This window comes from Agrobacterium tumefaciens, assembly GCF_005221325.1.
Taxonomy (GTDB): domain Bacteria; phylum Pseudomonadota; class Alphaproteobacteria; order Rhizobiales; family Rhizobiaceae; genus Agrobacterium.
Genome location: NZ_CP039889.1, coordinates 694,813 through 717,473 on the forward strand (window position 1 = coordinate 694,813; position 22,661 = coordinate 717,473).

General features: G+C 59.6%; 19 protein-coding genes. 11 read left to right on the forward strand and 8 right to left on the reverse strand.

Annotation, left to right across the window (positions count from 1 at the left end; genetic code table 11):
* The first annotated feature begins 47 nt into the window (after positions 1 to 47).
* Positions 48 to 926 (forward strand): pantoate--beta-alanine ligase, encoded by an 879-nt coding sequence (gene panC / locus CFBP5499_RS18090; RefSeq protein ID WP_080829553.1) that lies wholly within the window; start codon positions 48 to 50, stop codon positions 924 to 926.
* Entirely contained in the window at positions 923 to 1,762 is an 840-nt protein-coding gene (panB, locus tag CFBP5499_RS18095; RefSeq protein ID WP_080829552.1) for a 3-methyl-2-oxobutanoate hydroxymethyltransferase, read from the forward strand. Before panC ends, panB begins: the two co-directional genes overlap by 4 nt.
* A gap of 194 nt (positions 1,763 to 1,956) precedes the next feature.
* Here the strand turns inward: panB and rhaI are convergent, their stop codons facing one another.
* Both rhaI and CFBP5499_RS18105 read right to left on the reverse strand, forming a co-directional pair.
* A complete protein-coding gene (gene rhaI / locus CFBP5499_RS18100) occupies positions 1,957 to 3,249 on the reverse strand; it encodes an L-rhamnose catabolism isomerase (RefSeq protein ID WP_080829551.1) in 1,293 nt (430 codons plus the stop codon).
* Positions 3,250 to 3,300: 51 nt separating this feature from the next.
* On the reverse strand, positions 3,301 to 5,397 hold the full coding sequence (locus CFBP5499_RS18105; RefSeq protein ID WP_080829550.1) for a bifunctional rhamnulose-1-phosphate aldolase/short-chain dehydrogenase: 2,097 nt from the start codon (positions 5,395 to 5,397) through the stop codon (positions 3,301 to 3,303).
* 201 nt (positions 5,398 to 5,598) lie between these two features.
* On the opposite strand from CFBP5499_RS18105, the gene CFBP5499_RS18110 reads away from it, so the two are divergent.
* From CFBP5499_RS18110 to CFBP5499_RS18140, 7 genes are all read left to right on the forward strand, one after another.
* Positions 5,599 to 6,429: a DeoR/GlpR family DNA-binding transcription regulator gene (locus CFBP5499_RS18110; protein ID WP_080829549.1), complete on the forward strand. Its 831-nt coding sequence runs from the start codon at positions 5,599 to 5,601 to the stop codon at positions 6,427 to 6,429.
* A 48-nt stretch (positions 6,430 to 6,477) separates the two neighbouring features.
* Positions 6,478 to 7,488: a rhamnose ABC transporter substrate-binding protein gene (gene rhaS, locus CFBP5499_RS18115; RefSeq protein ID WP_080829548.1), complete on the forward strand. Its 1,011-nt coding sequence runs from the start codon at positions 6,478 to 6,480 to the stop codon at positions 7,486 to 7,488.
* A gap of 74 nt (positions 7,489 to 7,562) precedes the next feature.
* Positions 7,563 to 9,095, forward strand: coding sequence for a sugar ABC transporter ATP-binding protein (locus CFBP5499_RS18120; RefSeq protein ID WP_080829547.1), 1,533 nt, complete (start codon positions 7,563 to 7,565; stop codon positions 9,093 to 9,095).
* A gap of 14 nt (positions 9,096 to 9,109) precedes the next feature.
* Positions 9,110 to 10,111, forward strand: coding sequence for an ABC transporter permease (locus CFBP5499_RS18125; RefSeq protein WP_080829546.1), 1,002 nt, complete (start codon positions 9,110 to 9,112; stop codon positions 10,109 to 10,111).
* Positions 10,108 to 11,118, forward strand: a complete 1,011-nt coding sequence (locus tag CFBP5499_RS18130) for an ABC transporter permease (RefSeq protein WP_080829545.1) — start codon at positions 10,108 to 10,110, stop codon at positions 11,116 to 11,118. The genes CFBP5499_RS18125 and CFBP5499_RS18130 overlap by 4 nt, the downstream gene beginning before the upstream one ends.
* Positions 11,119 to 11,121: 3 nt before the next feature.
* The gene (gene rhaM, locus CFBP5499_RS18135; RefSeq protein WP_080829544.1) at positions 11,122 to 11,445 is read left to right on the forward strand and encodes an L-rhamnose mutarotase; all 324 of its coding nucleotides are present in this window, start codon (positions 11,122 to 11,124) and stop codon (positions 11,443 to 11,445) included.
* Entirely contained in the window at positions 11,442 to 12,824 is a 1,383-nt protein-coding gene (locus tag CFBP5499_RS18140) for an FGGY-family carbohydrate kinase (protein ID WP_080829543.1), read from the forward strand. Before rhaM ends, CFBP5499_RS18140 begins: the two co-directional genes overlap by 4 nt.
* 54 nt (positions 12,825 to 12,878) lie before the next feature.
* Here the strand turns inward: CFBP5499_RS18140 and CFBP5499_RS18145 are convergent, their stop codons facing one another.
* The 4 genes from CFBP5499_RS18145 to CFBP5499_RS18160 all read right to left on the reverse strand — a co-directional run bounded on the left by CFBP5499_RS18145 (position 12,879) and on the right by CFBP5499_RS18160 (position 17,338).
* The gene (locus CFBP5499_RS18145; RefSeq protein WP_080829542.1) at positions 12,879 to 13,715 is read right to left on the reverse strand and encodes an alpha/beta fold hydrolase; all 837 of its coding nucleotides are present in this window, start codon (positions 13,713 to 13,715) and stop codon (positions 12,879 to 12,881) included.
* Positions 13,716 to 14,034: 319 nt separating this feature from the next.
* Positions 14,035 to 14,730: an FkbM family methyltransferase gene (locus CFBP5499_RS18150; RefSeq protein ID WP_080829541.1), complete on the reverse strand. Its 696-nt coding sequence runs from the start codon at positions 14,728 to 14,730 to the stop codon at positions 14,035 to 14,037.
* A gap of 157 nt (positions 14,731 to 14,887) precedes the next feature.
* A complete protein-coding gene (locus CFBP5499_RS18155; protein WP_233284210.1) occupies positions 14,888 to 16,810 on the reverse strand; it encodes a putative bifunctional diguanylate cyclase/phosphodiesterase in 1,923 nt (640 codons plus the stop codon).
* A gap of 21 nt (positions 16,811 to 16,831) precedes the next feature.
* The gene (locus CFBP5499_RS18160) at positions 16,832 to 17,338 is read right to left on the reverse strand and encodes a molybdopterin-dependent oxidoreductase (RefSeq protein WP_080829539.1); all 507 of its coding nucleotides are present in this window, start codon (positions 17,336 to 17,338) and stop codon (positions 16,832 to 16,834) included.
* Between the two features lie 609 nt (positions 17,339 to 17,947).
* On the opposite strand from CFBP5499_RS18160, the gene CFBP5499_RS18170 reads away from it, so the two are divergent.
* Both CFBP5499_RS18170 and CFBP5499_RS18175 read left to right on the forward strand, forming a co-directional pair.
* A complete protein-coding gene (locus CFBP5499_RS18170) occupies positions 17,948 to 19,384 on the forward strand; it encodes an NAD-dependent succinate-semialdehyde dehydrogenase (protein ID WP_080829538.1) in 1,437 nt (478 codons plus the stop codon).
* A 243-nt stretch (positions 19,385 to 19,627) separates the two neighbouring features.
* Positions 19,628 to 20,725 carry a DNA alkylation repair protein gene (locus CFBP5499_RS18175; protein WP_130932555.1) on the forward strand — a complete coding sequence of 366 codons (1,098 nt, stop codon included), beginning with the start codon at positions 19,628 to 19,630 and terminating at the stop codon, positions 20,723 to 20,725.
* Between the two features lie 16 nt (positions 20,726 to 20,741).
* Here the strand turns inward: CFBP5499_RS18175 and CFBP5499_RS18180 are convergent, their stop codons facing one another.
* Both CFBP5499_RS18180 and cysW read right to left on the reverse strand, forming a co-directional pair.
* On the reverse strand, positions 20,742 to 21,767 hold the full coding sequence (locus CFBP5499_RS18180; protein WP_080829537.1) for a sulfate/molybdate ABC transporter ATP-binding protein: 1,026 nt from the start codon (positions 21,765 to 21,767) through the stop codon (positions 20,742 to 20,744).
* A gap of 5 nt (positions 21,768 to 21,772) precedes the next feature.
* A complete protein-coding gene (gene cysW, locus CFBP5499_RS18185) occupies positions 21,773 to 22,660 on the reverse strand; it encodes a sulfate ABC transporter permease subunit CysW (protein WP_080829536.1) in 888 nt (295 codons plus the stop codon).
* Between the last annotated feature and the right edge of the window lies 1 nt (position 22,661).

Genomic DNA, 22,661 nt, shown 5'->3' on the forward strand with positions numbered 1-22,661 from the left:
ATCCAGCACCTTTCGCCGGATGGCGATCGGCAGCCGGAGGAGACCCCATGCGCCTTGTAAAAACCGTCGCCGAATTGCGGGATGTGATTGCCGCCTTTCGCCGCGCCGGCAAAACCATCGGCTTCGTGCCTACCATGGGTTTTCTGCATATCGGTCATCTCACGCTGGTAACCAGAGCCAAGGCGGAAAACGACGTGACGGCGGTTTCCATCTTCGTCAACCCGCTGCAATTCGGCGCGAATGAGGATCTGGCTCGTTACCCGCGCGATCTCGCCCGTGACAGCGCGCTTTTGCAGGAAGCGGGCGTCGATCTCCTGTTCGCTCCTGACGTTACGGAGATGTATCCGCGCCCGATGCAGACGGTGGTGGATGTGCCGGAACTGGGCAGCCAGCTGGAAGGCGCGGTGCGGCCGGGGCATTTTGCCGGTGTTACCACCGTCGTGACCAAGCTTTTTAATCTCGTCCAGCCTGATGCGGCCTATTTCGGCGAAAAGGACTATCAGCAGGTGACGCTGATCCGCCGCATGGTCGAGGACCTTGCCCAGCCGGTGCGGGTCGTTCCCGTCGCCACGGTGCGTGAGGCCGACGGGCTCGCCTGCTCATCGCGCAATGTCTATCTGACACCCGAGCAACGCGCTGCCGCCGTGATCGTGCCGCGCGCGCTGGACGAAGCGGAACGGCTTTATGATGAAGGCGTCGATGACCCGGCAGCCTTTGAAGCGGCGATAGAAAAGTTCATCGCGGCCGAACCGCTGGCTTCGCCGGAAGTCGTCGCGGTGCGCGATCCCGATACGCTGACGCCCGTTGCCTCTCTTCAGGCGGGGTCTGTGCTGCTCGCGCTGTTCGTGCGCTTTGGCAGCACGCGGCTTCTCGACAACCGCGTCATCGGCCGCGAAAAAACCGGGAAACAGGAGGCCGCCCAATGAGCGCCCATGCAAAACAAAAGCGGCTGACGACGGCCTCCATCCGGCAGATGAAAGGCGAGGCGCGCATCGTCTGCCTCACCGCCTATACGACGCCGATTGCCCGGCTGCTCGATCCGCATTGCGACCTTTTGCTGGTGGGGGATTCCCTCGGCATGGTGCTTTACGGCATGGATACGACTGTTGGTGTGACGCTGGATATGATGATCGCCCATGGCCGCGCCGTCATGCGCGGCGTCGAACATGCCTGTGTCATTGTCGATCTTCCCTTCGGCACCTATCAGGAATCCAAGGAACAGGCGTTCCGCAACGCCGTGCGGCTGATGCAGGAGACCGGCTGCGACGGCGTGAAGCTGGAAGGCGGCGAGGAAATGGCCGAGACCATCGCCTTTCTGGTGGCGCGCGGCATTCCCGTCTTCGGCCATGTCGGGCTGATGCCGCAGCTCGTCCACACCGCCGGCGGCTTCCGCTCGCTCGGTCATTCGGATGCGGAAACGCAAAAGATCTGGCGCGATGCGATTGCTGTCGATCAGGCGGGCGCTTTCGCCATCGTCGTGGAAGGCACCGTCGAACCGCTTGCCCGCGCGTTGACGGAAAAACTTGCCGCACCGACCGTCGGCATCGGCGCATCGCCCGCCTGTGACGGGCAGGTGCTGGTCTCGGACGACATGCTTGGCCTGTTTTCCGATTTCAAACCGAAATTCGTGAAGCGTTACGCCGATCTCGGCGCGGCGGCCTCGGAAGCCGCAGCGGCTTATGCCGATGAGGTGCGCTGCGGTGCATTTCCGGGGCCGGAGCATACGTTTCAGGTGCGCAAGAAACCGAGTTCGGGAGAGTGAAGGGCTAACATAGCGAGCTGGCGAGGCCTGTAACCAACACCTTCGTCATGCTCGGGCCTGTCCCGAGCATCTGCTACGTATCGATTTTGTGCGATGTTGGCAGATCCTCGGCACACGGCCGAGGATGACGTCGTGTTTGAGGCAATGTTCGTCGATAACGCTTGGAACCAGCGCGTGTCCCTGCAATATCGACCCTAAACGATACCCCCGCTGCCACCAACCGAAGCCGGGCGTTCCGCCGCCACGCGCTTGCGATAACCGCTCGCCCGATAGGTCGCGATAGGATCGATAGCGCCGCCGGCCAGTTGCCGGGCCTGCGCAAGAATCGGCTCGACATCGGTACGGTAAGCCCGCTTCAGCGTATCGGAAGCCATCAGAGCGTCATTATCCTGCTGGTAGCCATCGAGAGCCGTGCGATCCACCAGCAGCGCCTGCGCATAGGCGCGGCGGATTTCATTGGCGCTGGAGATCAGGCTTTCAATCGGGTCGGTCACATTATGCGACTGGTCGATCATATGGGCGGGATGGAAACCCTTCACGCCGCGATATTCGGCATCGACAAGCTCGTTGAAAACCAGGAACAGGCGGTAGGGCTCAATCGAACCGGCATCCAGATCGTCATCGCCATATTTGCTGTCATTGAAGTGAAAACCGCCGAGCTTGCCGAACTGGATGAGCCGGGCAACGATCATTTCGATATTGGTGTTCGGCGCATGATGGCCGAGGTCAACGAGGCAGAAGGCCTTTTCGCCGAGCGTATTGGCGATGAGGTAATTGGTGCCCCAGTCCTGCACGACGGTGGAATAAAAGGCTGGCTCATACATCTTGTGTTCGGAGAAAATGCGCCAGTCATCCGGCAAGGCCTTGTAGATATCGGCCATGCCGGCAAGATAACGCTCGAAACTTCTGGTGAAATTGCTCTGGCCGGGGAAGTTCGAACCATCGCCCACCCACACCGTCAGTGCCTTCGAGCCGATGGCGTCACCGATCTCGATACATTCGATGTTGTGTTCCACGGCCTGCCGGCGCGTCGCGGCATCCGTGTGGCTGAGGGAGCCATATTTGTAAGAGTGGCTCTGGCCCGGCGCATCCGAAAACGTGTTGGAATTCATGGCGTCGAAACCGAGACCCAGCGCATCGGCATGGGCTTTCAACCGCTTCGGATCTTCCTTGTCCCACGGAATATGCAGGGAGACGTTTGGTGTGGCCCGCGTCAGCTGGTTGATGACCGCGCAATCATCCAGCTTGTCGAAAATGCCGCGCGGCTCCCCCGTGCCCGGAAAGCGGGCAAAACGCGTGCCGCCCGTGCCGACGCCCCAGGAAGGTACGGCAACGAAAAATTCCGCCACCTTGGCCGTAACGGCGTCAATGTCGATGTTGCGACGCGCCAGCTGGTTGCCCAGCGCCTGATAATCGTCTTTCTGTGCACCGGCACGCTTTTCGTTTTCAGCCGCGATCACATCGGCGGCGATTTTCATCTCGGTCATCTCTTCCTCCCCGGTAATGGCGGCGATTTCGCCACCTGCTACCGTCCCATTTTACCGCGTGAAACTCTGCGCATTACCGGCATCGACATTGATGATGTTGCCAGTCGACTTGGCGGAAGCGTCGGACGCCAGGAAATAGATCGCCTCTGCGATATCTTCCGGGTAGACGTTCAACTTCAGCATCGAGCGCTTGCGGTAATGTTCCTCCAGATCGGTCACTTCGATCCTGGATGAGGCCGCACGCTGTTCACGCCATTCGCCGTTCCAGATTTTCGAGCCGCGCAGCACCGCATCGGGATTGACGGTGTTCACGCGAATGCCCGCCTCCGCCCCTTCGAGCGCAAGGCAACGGGCGAGATGAATTTCCGCGGCCTTCGCCGTGCAATAGGCCGATGCATTGGGCGAAGAAGCAAGGCCGTTCTTGGAAGCGACGAAGACGACGTTGCCGCCGAGATTCTGACGCCGCAGCAACCGGAATGCTTCTCGCGACACGAGGAAATAGCCTGTCGCGAGAATGTCGATATTCTTGTTCCACATGGCAAGCGTCGTATCTTCCACCGGGGCGGAGGAAGCGATGCCGGCATTGGAGACCAGAATATCCACACCGCCGAATTCCACGCTCGCTTCCGCAAAGGCGGAAATGACCGCATCTTCCTGCGTCACGTCAAGCTTGACGGTGCGCACCGCATCGCCACTGTAACGCTTGACGAAATCGCCCCTTGCGGCTTCCAGTGCCGCTTCGTCAATATCCGCCAGAACCACGCAGGCGCCCTCGCCCGCCAGCCGTTCCGCCGTTGCCCGGCCAATGCCGCCGGCGCCGCCGGTGACGAAGGCCACGCGGCCGGCAAGGCTTTTCGGCTTCGGCATGCGCTGCAGCTTTGCTTCTTCCAGCAGCCAATATTCGATATCAAAGGCTTCCTGCTCGGGCAGGCCCTGATATTCGGACACGGTGGACGCGCCGCGCATGACGTTGATGGCGTTGACGTAAAATTCACCGGCGATGCGGGCCGTGGCCTTGTCCTTGGCGAAAGACAGCATGCCGACGCCGGGGATGAGGAAGATCACCGGGTTCGGATCGCGCATCTTGGGCGAATTGTCGTGGCGGCAAGCCTCGTAATAACGGCTGTAGTCGGCGCGGTAGGCCTCCAGCGCTTTGTCCAGACCCGCCGTCAGCGCGTCCACATCGGGATTTGCTGTATCGAGATCGAGGATCAGCGGACGGATTTTCGTACGCAGAAAGTGATCGGGGCAGGATGTGCCGAGGTTCCCAAGCGGCTTCAGATCCTTCGAATTGACGAATTCAAGCACCGCATCCTGATCGTCGAAATGGCCGAGCTTGCGCTCCTCACGGCCGATACGTCCACGGATTTCCGGCATCAGCCGGGCAGCGATGGCGCGACGTTCAGCCGCCGGCAGGCTCTTGGCCGTGGCACCGCCGAAGATCGTCTTGCCCTCGGTCTCAGCGGCAAACCATTCGATCGCTTTGTTGATGATGGCAAGCGTCAGTTCGTAGCAAGCCTTGGCATCGTTATCCCAGGTGAAGAGACCATGGCTTTCCAGCACCACGCCCTTGGCATCCGGATTAGCCTTGACGAAAGCTTCCAGATCGAGACCGAGCTGGAAACCGGGGCGGCGCCAGGGCAGCCAGCCGATCTCATCGCCGAAAATCTGCTGCGTCAATTCCTTCGAATTCTTCGAAGCGGCAATGGCGATGATCGCGTCTGGGTGCATGTGATCGACATGGTCGTAAGGCACGAAACCATGCAGCGGCGTATCGATGGAGGCAGCGCGTGGGTTGAGGTTGAAGGTGCAGTGCGGCAGAAAGCCGACCATGCGGTCCTCGTCTTCGACGCCCTTGTAGATACCCTTCAGTGCTTCCAGCTTATCGAGATAAAGAGTGGCAAAACCATCGAGCTTGATGGTGCCGACATCGCCGCCGGAGCCTTTCACCCACATGACGCGGACCTTCTCGCCCGTCAACGGATCGGTCTCAAGCACCTTCGCGGATGTGTTGCCGCCACCGTAATTGGTGATGCGCTTGTCGGCACCCAGCAGGTTGGAGCGATAAAGCAGCTTGCCCGGCTCATCGAGCGTTTTGGCATAAGCATCGTCCCAACGGCTTTCGAGAAGGCGGGATTTACCCGTCATGTCTTCCTCCCACATCTATGTGCATTCGCGGAGCCGACACCGGCCCGCCTCCTTTGATGGCAGGTATCGCGCATCCAAAAGCACAATGTCAATCAAAAACGATCATAAATTTTCATGTTGCAGCGCGATATTGATTAATTTGATCGTTCTTGATTGACAACGTAAAGAGATTGCGAATAAATCAACATCAGGAGGAACCCCATGCACGAACGCGAACGCCATCGCATCATCTTGAGCGCCACGCAGGAAAAAGCTGTCGTGACGGTACAGGATATTGCCGAACTGACGGATGCGTCGGAAGCGACGATCCGCCGGGATATCGCGTCTTTGCATGTGCAGGGAAAGCTGCGGCGCGTGCGCGGCGGAGCGGAAGCGGTTCACCCGCCGCAGCTCGGCAATCTCGCCGCACGTCCCTTCCGTGTGTCCGAATCAGTCAATATCGACAAGAAACGTGCAATTGCGCGCAAGGCAGTCGATCTCTGCAATGATGGCGACGCGATCATCCTGAATGGCGGCACGACCACCTTCCAGATGGTGCACTACATGGCGGCACGGCGTTTGCAGGTGATGACCAATTCTTTCGCCATTGCCGAGCATTTGGTCAAGCATTCCAAATGCAACGTCAATGTGCCGGGCGGCGCGATCTATCGTGACCAGAGCCTCATCCTCTCGCCCTTCGAGAACGACGCGATCCGCAATTTTTATGCGCGACGGATTTTTCTCGGCGCGCAGGGTGTGGGCGCGCTCGGCATCATGGAATCGGACGCGCTGGTCATCCAGAGCGAGCAGAAGCTGATGCGGCAGGCCGAGGAACTGATCGTGATGGTCGATTCGTCGAAATTCAGAAAACGATCCAGCCTGATTTTATGCCCGCTTGAAAACGTCACGACCATCATCACCGATGACGGGATTTCGGACGAGGCGGCGAGGATGGTCGAAAATGCCGGCGTCGAATTGCTGATCGCCGGTGCGGTGGGGGATGGCAAGATTGCCGGCCCGCCGGACGAGGAGGATTCTTCTTCGGTCGCCTGAGGAGCACCGGAGGGAAGAACAGGTTTCAAAACGGGAGGAATAAGGGACATGAAACTTACACGCAGAACATTGACCAGCGTCTTGGCGCTGAGCGCAGCGCTTTCTGTCGCAGGGCTCGGCAGCGTTGCCCAGGCCGCCGATGTGAAGATCGCGCTGGTGGTCAAATCACTCGGCAACGGCTTTTTCGAAGCCGCAAACAAGGGCGCTGAAGAGGCCGCGAAGGACCTTGGCGGCGTGAAGATCATCTATACCGGCCCGACCAGCACCACGGCGGAAGGCCAGATCGAAGTCATCAATTCGCTGATCGCGCAGGGCGTCGATGCCATCGCCATTTCCGCCAACGACCCCGATGCGGTTGTTCCGGCGCTGAAAAAGGCGGCGCAGCGTGGCATTAAGGTGATTTCCTGGGATTCCGGCGTGGCGCCCGAGGGCCGCATTCTCCAGCTCAATCCGTCCTCCAACGCGCTGATCGGCAAGATGTGCCTACAGCTCGCCGCAGCCCACCTGGAAGGCGGTAAGGGCGATTTCGCCATTCTTTCCGCCACCACCACCTCCACGAACCAGAATGTCTGGATCGGCGAGATGAAGAAGCAGCTGAAGGATTTCCCCGGCCTCAACCTCGTCACGACTGTTTACGGTGATGACCTGGCCGACAAGAGCTACCGTGAAGCACAAGGCCTGCTTTCCTCGCAACCGAATGTGAAGGTCATCGTCGCACCGACGACGGTCGGCGTTCTCGCCGCTTCGCAGGCCGTGAAGGATGCGGGCAAGATCGGCCAGGTCTTCGTGACGGGCCTTGGCTTGCCGTCCGAAATGGCGGGCGCCATCAAGTCCGGCGCAACCAAGGAATTCGCCATCTGGAACCCGATCGACCTCGGCTATTCCGCCACCCAGATTGCCTATCGCCTCGTGAAGGGCGAAGCCGATGGCAAGCCGGGCTCGGAAATCGAGGCAGGCCGCATGGGCAAGATCAAGGTTGGCGAAAACAGTGAAGCCGCCATGGCCGATCCGTTTATCTATGACGCGAAGAATATCGATCAGTTCTCGAAGATTTTCTGATCTGAGAAGTGACGGCAGGGCAGAGGGGGGTGGCCCCGATCACTTCACTCAAAACTGACCGGTAAGACCTGATAATGCGTGCTGAAAACCAAACCATCAATATGACAGAGGCTTCCAGCCCCACGCCCATTCTGGAAATGCGTGGCATCAGCCAGATATTCCCCGGCGTCAAAGCCTTGGATGGCGTCGATATCGCGCTATACCCCGGCAAGGTCACCGCGCTGATCGGTGAAAACGGCGCAGGCAAATCCACGCTGGTCAAAATCCTCACCGGTATCTATCGCCCGAACGAGGGTGAAATCATGCTGGATGGCAAGGCCGTCCACTTCCACAGCGCACAGGACGCCATCAATGCCGGCGTGACCGCCATTCATCAGGAAACCGTGCTATTCGATGAGCTTTCGGTGGGCGAAAACATCTTCCTCGGCCATGCGCCCAAAGGTCGTTTTGGCCTGATCGACTGGAAGACCATCAATACGCGTGCCAGAATTCTGCTGGAGCAGCTGGAAAGCACCATCGATCCTTCCATAAGGTTGAAAGACCTGTCGATCGCCCAGCGTCATCTGGTCGCCATCGCCCGGGCGCTATCGGTCGAGGCGCGCATCGTCATCATGGACGAACCGACTGCCGCTCTTTCCCGTAAGGAGATCGACGATCTTTTCCGTATCGTCGAAAACCTGAAGCGGCAGGGCAAGGCGATCCTCTTCATCAGCCACAAGTTCGATGAAGTCTATGAAATCGCCGAGAATTATGCCGTGTTCCGTGACGGAAAAATGGTTGGCGCTGGCAGGCTTGCCACTACCCCGCAGGATGAAATCGTGCGGCTGATGGTTGGCCGCGACGTGACGAATGCCTTTCCCAAGCAGGCCGTAACGCTTGGTCCGACGGTTCTTTCGGTGCGGGATTATTCGCACCAGACGGAATTCCGTGATATTTCGCTCGAGCTGCGCAAGGGCGAGATTCTCGGTCTTTACGGACTGATCGGGGCCGGGCGCTCCGAACTCTGCCAGTCGCTGTTCGGCATCACCCGCCCGGCTTCCGGGCAGGTGACGCTGGACGGCGAGCCGCTCACCATCCGCTCGCCGGAGGATGCGATCCGCGCCGGCATCGTCTACGTGCCGGAGGAGCGCGGCCGCCACGGGCTGGCACTCGATATGCCGATCTATCAGAACATGTCGCTGCCCTCCCTCACCCGCACCTCGCGCAAGGGGTTTCTCGCTGCCGCCAATGAATTTGCGCTGGCGCGCAAATATGCCGCACGGCTCGATCTGCGCGCGGCCGCGCTTTCGGTGCCGGTTGGCACGCTTTCGGGCGGCAATCAGCAGAAGGTGGTGATCGGCAAGTGGCTCGCCACGAAGCCGAAGGTCATCATTCTCGACGAACCCACCAAGGGCATCGATATCGGCTCCAAGGCCGCCGTGCATGGCTTCATCAGCGAGCTTGCGGCCGAAGGCCTGTCGATCATCATGATTTCATCCGAACTTCCCGAAATCCTCAGCATGTCCGACCGCGCCATCGTGATGCGCGAAGGCCTGATGGCGGGCCAGTTCGAACGCGCCGATTTTTCTCCGGAAAAGCTGGTGCGCGCCGCCACCGGCAATGCCTGAGAGGGGCCACGAACATGCAACGTCTACTCAAAAATCGCGAATGGCTGCTGGCGGGCATCATCTTCATCATGATTGCCGGCTTCGCGTTGCGCGCGCCCGGCTTCGGCCGGCCCGGCAATCTCGTCAATATCTTCAATGATACGTCCATCCTCATCATCCTGGCGCTTGGCCAGATGGCGGTCATTCTCACCAAATCCATCGACCTTTCAGTCGCCGCCAATCTCGCCTTTACCGGCATGGCGGTGGCGATGACCAATGCCGCCTTTCCGGGCGTGCCCCTGCCGCTGCTCATCGTCATGGCCGTCGGCATCGGCGCGTTTCTGGGCTCTCTCAACGGCATCCTCGTCTGGTGGCTCGGCATTCCGCCCATTGTCGTGACGCTTGGCACGCTCACCATCTATCGCGGCATGGCCTTCGTGCTGTCGGGCGGTGGCTGGGTGAATGCGCACCAGCTTTCGCCAACCTTCCTCAATGTGCCGCGCACCGTGATCCTCGGCATGCCGGTTCTGTCCTGGGTCGCCATCCTCATCATCGCCGGGGCCTGGCTGGTGCTCACCCGCAGCTCCTTCGGCCGCTCCGCTTACGCCTCTGGCGGCAACCCGGGTGCCGCAGTCTATGCGGGCATCGATGTTGGCCGCACCCGCTTTTTCGCCTTCGTGCTGTCGGGCGCACTGGCCGGTCTCGCCAGCTATCTCTGGGTGTCGCGTTACGCTGTCGCTTATGTGGATATCGCCGCCGGTTTCGAGCTGGACAGCGTGGCGGCCAATGTGATCGGCGGCATTTCGATTGCCGGCGGCATCGGCTCGGTGGCCGGTGCGGTGCTCGGCGCGCTGTTTCTCGGTGTCATCAAGAACGCGCTGCCCGTCATCGGTATCTCGCCCTTCGCGCAGATGGCGATATCAGGCGTGGTCATCGTGCTTGCCGTCGTCTTCAACGCCCGCGCCGAGGCGAGAAAAGGCCGCATCATCCTTCGCGACCGGGCCGCCGCAGACCATGGCAAGGAAGCATCCGCATGAGCACGAATTCCCAATCGTCACAGGCACCGCGCGTCATTCCCGACAGGCTCGGTACGCCGCTCAGCCGTATCATGGCCAGTTGGGAAGTGTTGCTGCTTGGCGTTGCGATCCTGATCTTCATCGCCAATTCGCTCGCCTCGCCCTATTTCCTCAATGCCTGGAATCTTTCCGATGCCACCTTCAACTTCACCGAAAAGGCGATCATCGCCTTTGCCATGGCGCTTTTGATCATCGCCGGTGAAATCGACCTGTCAGTCGCTGCCATCATCGCGCTCGCCTCCACTGCCATGGGAGCAGCGGTGCAGATGGGTGTCGGCACGCCCGGCCTCGTCGCCATCGGCATCGGCACCGGGCTTTTCTGCGGCGCCTTCAACGGCTTTCTGGTCGCGGGGCTGAAACTGCCCTCCATCGTCGTCACCATCGGCACCATGAGCCTGTTTCGCGGCATTTCCTATATGGTGCTGGGGGATCAGGCCTATGGCAAATATCCGGCGGATTTCGCCTATTTCGGTCAAGGCTACGTGTTCTGGGTGATCTCATTCGAATTTGTGCTATTCGTCATCATGGCTGTCCTCTTCGCCATTTTGCTGCACGCAACCAATTTCGGCCGGCAGGTTTATGTCATCGGCACCAACCCCTTCGCCGCCCGCTTCTCCGGCATTCCCGTCGAGCGCGTGAAGTTCATCCTCTTTCTGCTCACCGGCCTGATGAGCGGTATCGCCGCCGTCTGCCTCACCTCCCGGCTCGGCTCCACGCGGCCGTCCATCGCTCAAGGCTGGGAGCTTGAAGTGGTAACCATGGTGGTGCTGGGTGGCGTTTCCATTCTCGGCGGTTCCGGCACGATTGCGGGCGTCGTCATCGCCGCCTTCGTCATGGGCCTTGTCACTTTCGGGCTGGGGCTTTTGAACGTGCCCGGCATCGTCATGTCGATCTTCGTTGGCCTGCTGCTCATCGTTACCATCGCCATCCCCATCGTCGTCCGTCGCCTTCGAGCCATGAAAGGCTGAGCCATGCCGGAACTCGAAAAACACGCTTTCAAGATGAAACTCTTCGCCGGCAAAGAGGCCGAATACAAAAAGCGCCATGACGAGATATGGCCGGAGTTGGTGACACTGCTGCACGAGGCGGGTGTGAGCGATTATTCCATCCATCTTGACCCGGAAACCAATATTCTTTTCGGCGTGCTGACGCGGCCGAAGACCCACGGCATGGCGACTTTGCCCGAACATCCCGTGATGAAAAAATGGTGGGCGCATATGGCCGATATCATGGAGAGCAATCCCGACAACTCACCCGTTGCAAAAGACCTGGTGACGGTGTTCCATCTGCCATGAGCGACAGCATCAAACCGGGCCGTGTCGCAGTCATCGATATCGGCAAGACCAATGCCAAGGTGGTCGTGATCGACACCGTGAGCGGCGAGGAAATCGCCTCCGAAAAGCGGACGAACCCCGTTCTTCGCGATGGCCCCTACCCGCATTACGATGTGGAGATGCTCTGGCGCTTCATTCTTGCCGCGCTTCAGCGGTTTGGCCACGAGCCGGGTTTCGATGCGATTTCCATCACCACCCACGGCGCTTCAGCAGCACTTCTCGATGGAAACGGCGACCTCACCATGTCGGTGCTTGATTACGAGCATATCTACCCCGAACCGGTTCAAGAGGCCTATCGCGGCATAAGGCCCGATTTTGATGAAACCGGCTCCCCGCAGCTCCCTGCGGGACTGAACCTCGGTGCGCAGATCCATTTCCAGAAAACCACCTTTCCGGACGATTTCGCCAGAGTGCGCAGCATCGTCACCTATCCGCAATATTGGGCGGGACGGCTGACCGGGGTGCAGGCAACCGAAACGACGTCGCTCGGGTGCCATACCGACCTGTGGAACCCGCGCCGGAAGAGCTTCTCCTCGCTGGTCGGGCATCTCGGTATCGAGCATCTGATGGCGCCTGTCCGCTCCGCTTTCGATGTGCTGGGCACGATACGCCCATCGCTAGCGCAGGAAACCGGGCTGTCACCGGATATGCCGGTCTATTGCGGCATCCATGATTCCAATGCGTCGCTTTTGCCGCACCTCCTTCGCCGCAACGGAGATTTTTCCGTCGTCTCCACCGGCACCTGGGTGGTGAATTTCGCCATTGGCGGCAAGGCGGATGCGCTGGATCCCGCCCGCGATACGCTTTTGAATGTCGATGCGCTTGGACGACCCGTTCCCTCGTCACGCTTCATGGGCGGGCGGGAATACGAGATGCTTGCACAGCAATTCGGACCAGCGACAACCCATGACATTGAAGCCGCGCTCAGTGGGGTTATCAAAAAAGGGATGATGTTGCTGCCAAGCGTGGTCAGCGGCTCCGGCCCCTTTCCGGAAAGCGCAGCACGCTGGATCGCCGATAACGATGCAACGGCGGCGGAGCGACATGCGGCTGCCTCGCTTTATCTCGCCCTGATGACGGAATTCTGCCTTTCGCTCGTTGAACGAAGAGGGCCCATTCTCGTCGAGGGACCCTTCGCCGGAAACACGCTTTATTTGAAGGCACTCGCCGCTTTTGCAGCAACCGATATCATTGCCATGGAAGGCTCGACGGGAACCAGTGCGGGTGCCGCGCTCCTCACGGGGATCAAGCCGGTTGCCGGTCGCGAGCGTCATTTCACGGCGGGGGATATGGCGGGACTTACTTCGTATCGCACAGCCTGGCTAGGCCATCTGACCTAACCCGCATAAAAAATGTGGCCGAACAATCGGCCGCATTTCGGTTCTGCAGAAGGTTCAGCCCTTGATGAAGGCCAGCAGGTCGGCATTCAGCACATCGGCATTAACTGTCAGCATGCCGTGCGAGAAGCCGGGATAGGTCTTCAGCGTGCCGTTTTTCAACAGTTTGACCGACTTATGAGCCGAGTCGGCAATCGGAACGATCTGATCGTCTTCACCATGCAAAACCAGCGTTGGAACGCTGATATTCTTCAGGTCTTCAGTCTGGTCGGTTTCGGAGAAAGCCTTGATGCCGTCATAATGGGCCTTTGCGCCGCCCATCATGCCCTGACGCCACCAGTTCTGGATCACGCCTTCATGCACGGTCGCGCCATCGCGGTTGAAGCCATAGAACGGACCGGACGGGACGTCGCGGAAGAACTGGGCGCGGTTTGCTGCAAGTGCTGAGCGGAAGCCGTCAAACACGTCCATCGGCAGGCCTTCCGGATTGGCCTCGGTCTTGAGCATCAGCGGCGGTACGGCGGAAACGAGAACGGCCTTGGCAACGCGGCCGGCGGGTTCGCCATGCTTGGCGACATAACGGGCGACTTCGCCGCCACCGGTGGAATGGCCGATATGGACGGCATTCTTCAGATCGAGCGCCTCAACGACTGCAAAGGCGTCGGCGGCGTAGTGGTCCATGTCGTGACCATCGGCAACCTGGGCGGAACGGCCGTGACCACGGCGGTCATGGGCGACAACACGAAAACCCTTGGAAACGAAGAACAGCATCTGCGCATCCCAGTCGTCGGACGAGAGCGGCCAGCCGTGGTGGAAGACGATCGGCTGGGCATCCTTCGGGCCCCAGTCCTTGTAGAAGATTTCGGTTCCGTCTGTCGTCTTAACAAAGCCCATGATCGTTTCTCCTTTGGTTGCGGTGGCATCTTCCAGCGCAGCCTCTGTTGTGCGCCGGTTTGATGGAGGGATAATGACGCAGGAAAACGGTCTCAACAATTACAATAATAATTTGGAATGAGTTGCGCTTTTAGCAATAATAATGGAGCCGCCCACTGCCTGCCGGATTATGGCATGGGCACTAAACGGCACGCCGCCCCAAAGGTTGCGCGAGATGGCCAAGCGTATAACAAAATGATTGCGGGCAGAACGCTCTGCGCCCTGCCCGCAATGTGAAACAAACTCTCTAACGTCGCCCTCGGGGTTACATGCCAGGCTTTCAATCCACGTTGGGATCGTATTCCCTCGGGCTATCGTCCCGGGAAAACAGCACGCAGGGACCGCGCGAGCCGCGCGGATCATAGGCATAACCCTTGGCCGTGAGCGCCTGCATGATGTCGCGAACGCCGGTGAGACCATAGAGGTGGTCGTGCAGCTCGACGAATATCCGCTCGACACCGGCCAGCTCGGCCTTGCCAAGCAGATCGCGTTCCGCCCCCTCGATATCCATGACGAGCGCGGTGATGCCCTGCTCGGCCACAAATTCATCGATATTCGCCGAGGAGATTTCGATGCGTTTTTCATAGGGGCCCTGGTTCTCGTCCATCGACGACATCCAGAGATCCTTGCGAACATAAAAGGGATAGGAACGCGGTTCGTCGGCGGTGAGGAGCCCCTGCGAAAACACCACATTGTCACGGCAATTGGCCTTGATGACCCGCTCCGCCAGCGCCGCCGTGGACGGATTGGCCTCGAAGGCCCAGACGGAAACATCCTCTATGCCGGCGATGATCGAGGTGATGATGCCGATACCGGAGCCCAGCTCCAGCACGCGGTCGCCGGGCTTGATGGCTTTCAGGACACTGCGGGCCTCCTTCGCCTCGTAGCTGCCGTCGGTCAGCGCCTGCCAGATGACGGGCGAGACCTCATCGGAAGAAAGAGGCAGGGCAACTCCATGCACGTCCAGTATTTCCATGTCTCAAGCCTTTCGCAAACCCGGTCGCTTCGTCCGAATGATCCATCGACCGGGACTGCTCTACAACATCGGCGCGGCGACCGATATCGGTTTTAGCGGGCAATGATATATCGGTTAAGAATTCGACACGCTGCCAAGATCGCGAAACAGGTCCGTTTCAGACGGAACTCCAGGCCACCAATTCCTTGGCCGGCAAGGGCCTGCTGATCAGATATCCCTGGACCTGATCGCATCCCAGACGTCTGACACATTCATATTGCTCTTCGGTCTCGATACCTTCCGCGATCGTCGTCATCCGAAGACTGCGGCCGACGCCGACCACGAATTCCACGATCGCCAATGCGTCACGGTCACTGGTGATATCGCGCAGGAAGGATCGGTCGATCTTGATCTTGTCGAAGGGCACGCCGCGCAGATTGGCGAGCGACGAATAACCCGTGCCGAAATCATCCATGGCGATTTTGATGCCGACCGCCTTCAGCCGCGACAGCGTGTTGATCGTCTGGTCGCTCTTGTTGAGCAGGATCGATTCGGTGATTTCAAGCTCGAGACGGCTCGGTTCCAGCCCGCTTTTCTCAAGCGCACCCATGACGTTCTGGATAAGGTTGGTGCTGTGGAACTGAACCGGCGAAAGATTGACCGCCACCTTCATGTCCTCATCCCACCCCATCGCCTCGCGGCAGGCGGTCTCCATCACCCATTTCCCAAGCGAATGGATGAGGCCGGTTCTTTCCGCGACCGGAATGAACACGCTGGGCGGCACATCACCTCTAACTGGATGTTTCCAGCGCAGCAGCGCTTCGAAGCCGCAAAGCTTGCGGGTCTGCGTTGCCACCTGTGGCTGGTAATAGACTTCCATCTCGTCGTTCTGCAGTGCCGTCTGCAGATCGGCCTCGAAGGATTTCTTTTCCGTCAGCTGCTTCTGCATGCGGACCTTGAACACGCTTGCCCGGCCCGGGCCGATGGCTTTCGCCTCGTAAAGAGCGAGGTCAGCACGCTTGAACAATTCATCGGCATCGACGGCGCCATGCGAGATGGCGATGCCGATGCAAGTGCCGATTTTGACTTCCTGCTCACCCAGCTGGTAGGTACGGCTGATCTGGTCGATGAGCTTCGTGGCAAGACGGCGCGCGGCATCCTCGTTCAGATCGTCGGAGACGACGGCAAATTCATCGCCGCCGAGACGGCAGACCATGTCATAATCGCCGCCGATGGCAGAAAGGCGCTGCGCCACGGCCTGAAGCAGCGCATCGCCCGCATCATGGCCGAGCGTGTCGTTCACGTCCTTGAACCCGTCGAGATCGAGGAGGAGGATGGCCGTCGTTCCGGTGCCGCCGAAGGATCGGCGCAACCTTTCGATCAGTTCCTGCCTGAACAGCGCGCGGTTCGGCAGCCCCGTCAATGCGTCATGATAGGCGTCATGTTCCAGCCGGACATTCTTCGCCTGCAGCTCCAGCGTGGCGGCGCGCAAATCGTCCGTCAGGCCGCGCATACTTTTCTGCGCACGATTCAGGAGATCGTTCTGGCGCAGCAGCAAGATGACGAGGGCAATACCACACAGGATCAGGCCGCCGGCCAGCGCGGTATAGACGATGTGCAGCTTGCGCACATCTTCATGGGCGGTATCGATGAGGTTGACATCATAAGCGACGGAGGATGAGGCGAGCGTCGTCATCGGCGCATCGAGCGCGCTCATTGTCGACAGGAGATCAGGAACCTCGGCCGGATCGAGCGTGTTCACCTCCTGCTCCAGCCGCGCCAGAACGGCATCGAGGCGGTTTACAAGTTCCCGCCACTGCTGTTTCTCATTGATGAAGGCCCCAAGATTGCCCTGCTTCAGAAGCTCCAGCCGGCTCAGCATGATGTCCAGCCGTAGCTGCAACTCGTCCCGGTCTATTTTGCCGGGATTGAGCGCGAAGACGGCCAGCTTGTTCTGCAGGCGCAGATACTCCGCCACCGTCTGGCTGACGGCCCAGGAATCATTGTAGCGGGCAAATTTCTGCAGAGCGGTCTGCCGCTCGGCAATGACGAAAGCGATATAGCCTGTTGCCAGGACGAAGCAACAGATGATCACCGCCACAAGTTTTCGCAAACGGCACCTTTATTCCACTATCAGTTTGGCGACTTGCCATGCGGAGCGCGAATAATAGGTCTGCTTCTGCAGCTCCGGGTCGCTGTCATAGGGATAAATGACGAACAACGGGCCTTTTTCGCGAACTGTCATGTAATTGCCATCCAGCTTGATCGCCAGGATAACGTTAAATTTCTTAAAATCTTCAATCGGTATCGTACTGACATAATCGTTGAGAGCGACCGCCGTGACGGTGGTGCCCTTTGCGCCGACGACATCCATCAACTTTGCCAGCGAAACACCATCGAAGCGAACACGGCCATCATGCCAGGGTGTCGTCGTCTCCACCGTGTCCATGCCGAGCGCTTCCAGCATGTCGCGGTCAAACTGCGCCGCCCCCTCGGCATTCGTGTTGGTGATGTTTCCGGATATGGTTAATATCGGTTTGCCCTGCGGTTTGGCAATCGTCCCGGCTTGCGCACAGGAAAGCCACACGAGCGATAAGAACGCACTGAGAAGTACCCGGGCGAGACTCATACTTTTTCTCCATCGATAACGTTCAGCTCGAGGGTTTTCGCCAACCTTTGAAGGTCAAGAGCACCGACACCGGCAATATATATCAGGAATAGATGTTATATCCTCACTGAGATTTTATCCGTATTTTCTCTAGGTTTTGAGTAAACCCTTTGGATAAGTTTTCCGTCTTATTATAGTTTTTTACGCTCGACGCCCTGTTATGACGCAAGCGGCAAACGCGAGAAGCCCTTCACGATGATCCGTCCGGTGCGACAAAGGCCGAATTGTGGCGAAAGCTGTTCCGCCCTTGTACAGGACCATCTGATTCGCTCAGGCCGGCCGGCCAGCTTTCGATCTCCCAGCTGCCGAACCGGGATGACAAAGACAGGTTCCCCGTCACAGAAAAATCATGGCGATTGCCGGGTCGCATGGTTGAAACATACCATCAGGGACTTAATATAAAGGCTGTCGTTTCCTTTTCCGGCACCCTCAGAAGCCGGAAATATCCAGGCACCTGTTCCGCGCAACGCAAGCCGCTATGCCGGATATCGTCCGGTCAGGAAAATTCTGTTCACGTCTCCGGGTCGGACGGCATCCGCCGTGCCGGCCGCATCATGAAGGTAGCCCCCTATGCACACCTATCCCGACATCAAACTTCTCATTGATGGCGAATGGCGAGACGCCGTTTCCGGCAAGACGATTGCCGTGTCCGACCCGGCAACCGACGAAATCATCGGCGCCATTGCCCATGCCGAAAAGGTAGACCTCGATCTGGCGCTTGCCGCCGCCGAGCGCGGTTTCAAGGTCTGGCGCGATACCTCGCCCTTCGAGCGTTCGAAGATCATGCGCAAGGCCGCCGATATCCTGCGTGAGCGCAAGGACAAGATCGCCTATATCATGACCCGTGAGCAGGGTAAGCCGCTGGCGCAGTCCGCTACCGAAATCATGGGGGCCGCCGATACCATCGACTGGTTCGCTGAAGAAGCCCGCCGCACCTATGGCCAGGTCATTCCGGCCCGTGCGACCGGCGTTTCGCAGCTTGCCATCAAGCTGCCGGTCGGACCCGTGGCGGCATTCACACCGTGGAATTTCCCGATCAACCAGATCGTCCGCAAGCTTTCCGCAGCGCTTGCCACCGGCTGCTCCATCATCGTCAAGGCGCCTGAGGAAACTCCGGCCTCGCCGGCTGAACTCATCCGCGCCTTCGTGGATGCGGGCGTACCGGCAGGCGTCATCGGCCTCGTTTACGGTGTCCCGTCAGAGATTTCGGAATATCTGATCCCGCATCCGGTCATCCGCAAGATTTCCTTCACCGGCTCCACGCCCATTGGCAAACATCTGGCGGCCTTGGCCGGCAAGCACATGAAGCGCGCCACGATGGAACTGGGTGGCCATGCGCCAGTGATGATCTTCGACGACGCCGATATTGAAAGGGCGATCGAGGTGACTTCGCTTGCCAAGTTCCGCAATGCCGGCCAGGTCTGCGTCGCCCCCACCCGCTTCCTCGTGCAGGATGGCGTGGCGGACCGCTTCCTTGAAGGTTTCGTGGAAGCAACCAAGGCCATCAAGGTCGGCAACGGTCTGGAAGAGGACGTCATCATGGGTCCGCTCGCCAATGAGCGCCGCATTCCCGCGCTGGAAGGCCTCATCAACGACGCCGTTTCCCATGGCGCGGAACTGAAAACCGGCGGCCGCCGCATCGGCAACAAGGGCAATTTCTTCGAGCCGACGGTTCTCGCCAACGTACCGGTAACCGCCAAGATCATGAACGACGAACCCTTCGGTCCCGTCGCCATCATCAACCGCTTCTCGACCTTCGATGACGCCATCACCGAAGCGAACCGCCTGCCCTTCGGCCTTGCATCCTATGCCTTCACCGGCTCGGTCAAGACCGCGCATGCGCTCGGCCATCAGGTCGAGGCCGGCATGCTGACCATCAACCACAACGGCCTTGCGCTTCCCGAAGTCCCCTTCGGCGGCATCAAGGATTCCGGTTATGGCACGGAAGGCGGCTCGGAAGCGGTGCAGGCCTATCTGGAGACGAAATTCGTCAGCCAGATGAGCTGAGTGTTCCAAAATTTCTTCTCCCCGCCGGGGAGAAGGTAGCCCGAAGGGTCGGATGAGGGGGCAAGCTCGCGACTTATCGCTGCCCTTGCCCCCTCATCCCGCTGCCGCGGACTTCTCCCCGCCGGGGAGAAGAAACCCGTGGCACCCGCTCGGTCCGTCAGCAGTCTCGAAAGCTGCTCAGTCTTCCCTTGCCTCCGATCTTCCCCTGCCTTAAAAGAACAAAAAGTGAACTTTGAGGGCTACATGAGCGACACTGCAGCACCGGCATTGAAGGAAATCTTCAATCGCGAAAAACTGCGGCATATCGCCGATCAGACCAAGGCCGTTCATCCGCCCTTCGACGTTTCCGCCTTCATGGCGCACGCCACGACAAATCTGGAGGCGCTTGGCATCATGCAGCGCATGCGGCAGGTGGCGACGAGCCTGCATGCGGCGCTTCCCGGCGACTATGCCCGCAACATCGAAATCCTGACCGCCGCCGCGCCCGGTATCGGCAACGGTTTCGCCTCCATTTCACTGCCGGAATATGTGGCGCTTTATGGTCTCGATGATTTCGATCTTTCCATGCAGGCCTTGTCCTATTTCACCCGCTTCGGCTCCTCGGAATTCGCCATCCGGCATTTTCTGCAAAAGGATATGGCCCGCACCCTTGCCGTGATGGAAACATGGTCACGGCACGAAAACGAGCATGTGCGGCGGCTGGCGAGCGAAGGCTGCCGGCCCCGCCTGCCCTGGTCGTTCCAGCTGAAATCCCTAATCGACGACCCCTCCCCGGTCACCGCGATCCTCGACACGATGAAAGCGGATGATGCGCTTTACGTGCGCAAATCCGTCGCCAATCACCTGAACGACATCACCAAGGACAATCCCGCTTTCGTGCTGACGCTGATCGACACATGGCCAAAGGACAACCCGCATACGCGCTGGATCGTGCGGCAGGCCTTGCGCACGCTGATCAAGAAGGGCGATGCCGCAGCGCTTGCCCATCTCGGCGCACATGAGGAAGCGCAGATTGGGCTTGCGGCGTTTCAGGTCTCGCCTGAGACGGTCGCTCTCGGCAATCCGGTGCGGATTTCCGCCTCTTTCACCTCAACGGCGAAGGGTCCGCAAAAGCTGGTGATCGATTACGCCGTGCATTACGTGAAGAAAAGTGGCGATGCCTCTGCCAAGGTCTTCAAATGGAAAGAAGTCGAAATTCAGCCCAGCGAAACCTGCGCGCTGTCGATCAGCCGCGCCATGCGCGATTTCACCACCCGCAAGCACTATGCCGGCATTCACAGGGTCGAGTTGATGATCAATGGCAGGCTGGTGGCGGAAAGCGCCTTCGAACTTCTGATCTGAAGCCGGCTGCCGCCGCTTACGCCGCCGGGAAAATCTTCGCCCGGCGGATGATGACCGAACCGCGATCTCCGGCCGTGACATCGTTTTCCGGCGGCACATCGAATTCCAGAATATCGCCGCCGTCAGTGCTGGCGATCACCCGGCGCTCGCCGGCGCGGTCGAGGACACGCTCCACCGAGGCCGGAATGCCCTCATGCAGATCTTCCCATTCAAGATCGCCGGGGCGGGCATAGATATCGACGGCGCCGTCGCCCTGAGAATAGGAGAAGGGTAGCTCGTTTTCGCCGACATAGACCTTGCCGCCGCGCGCCACGCCGGACACCCGGTTAGCATCGCCAAGGAAACGCATGACGAAAGAACTGTTCGGCTGGCGGCACACCTCTTTCGGCGTGCCTTGCTGCACGATCTCGCCCTGATTGAGAATGACCACGCGGTCGGCCAGATCGAGCGCCTCTTCCTGGTCATGGGTTACGAAAATCGTGGTGATGCCGAGCGAATCGTGAATTTCCCGCAGCCAGCGGCGCAGGTCGCGACGCACATTGGCGTCCAGCGCCCCGAAAGGCTCATCGAGCAGCAGCACCTTGGGATCGACCGAAAGGGCGCGAGCCAGCGCCACGCGCTGCCGCTGCCCGCCGGAAATCTGCGCCGGGAAACGGTCGCCCAGCCCCTCCAGCTTCACCAGCCGCAGCAGCTCCTCGACGCGGGCATCGATCGCTGCCCTGTCGCGCTTCACCCTGGACACCTTCATGCCGAAGGCGATGTTTTCATGGAGCATCATATGCGGGAACAACGCATAATGCTGGAATACGAAACCGACACCGCGGTCCCGCACAGGAATATTGGTGGCGTCCTCGTCTCCGAAAAAGATGCGGCCGCCGTCGCTGTATTCGAGACCGGCGACCATCCGCAAAATCGTGGTCTTGCCGGAGCCCGAAGGTCCAAGCAGCGCCAGAAGCTCACCGCTCTCAATATCCAGCGAAACATCGCGCACGGCGCGGAAGGTATCGAAGGTCTTAACCACATTTTCGAGGCGGATTTTCATGGGAATCAGGTCTCCGTGGCGATGGCGGCACCGCCGTTGGTCTTTTTGGCCCCGCGCCCGGCGCCGCGCCGTTCCAGTGCCACCTTGGCGATGATGGTAACGACGGCGAGCAAAGCGAGGATGGAGGCCGAGGCAAACGCACCAGCCGTCTGGTAGTCGTGATAAAGCAGCTCGATATGCAGCGGCAGCGTATTGGTCTGGCCGCGAATATTGCCCGATACGACCGAGACCGCGCCGAACTCGCCCATGACACGGGCGTTACACAACACGACGCCATAAAGCAGCGCCCATTTGATATTCGGTAGCGTCACCGAAAAGAAGGTGCGCCAGCCGGATGCGCCGAGCGAGGTCGCCGCCTCCTCAAGATCGCGGCCCTGCGCCTGCATCAGCGGGATGAGTTCACGCGCCACGAAAGGTGCGGTTACGAACATCGAGGCAATGACGATGCCGGGCAACGCAAACAGTATCTTGACATCATGGGCATCGAGGAACGGCCCGAACAGCCCCTGCAAACCATACACGAAGAGATAGGCGACACCGGCGACGATCGGCGAAATCGAGAAGGGTATTTCGATCAGCACCAGCAGGAAGCGCCGGCCGGGAAAATCGAATTTGGTGATGGCCCAGGCCGCAGCAACCCCGAAGGCCGTATTGATCGGGACCGCTATCAGCGCCGTCAGAACCGTCAGCATGATGGCGTGGCGGGTATCGGGATGAGTGATGGTGGCGGAATAGACCTTCCAGCCCTGCGAAAACGCCTCAACGCCAATGATGATGAGCGGTGCGACGACCAGCAGAGCGCCGATGACGAGCACGAAGGCGATCAGGCTGCGGCGAACGAGAGGCGCGTCACCAACGCGCGGCGGTTTGCGATGTCGGGAAACGGTGCTCATG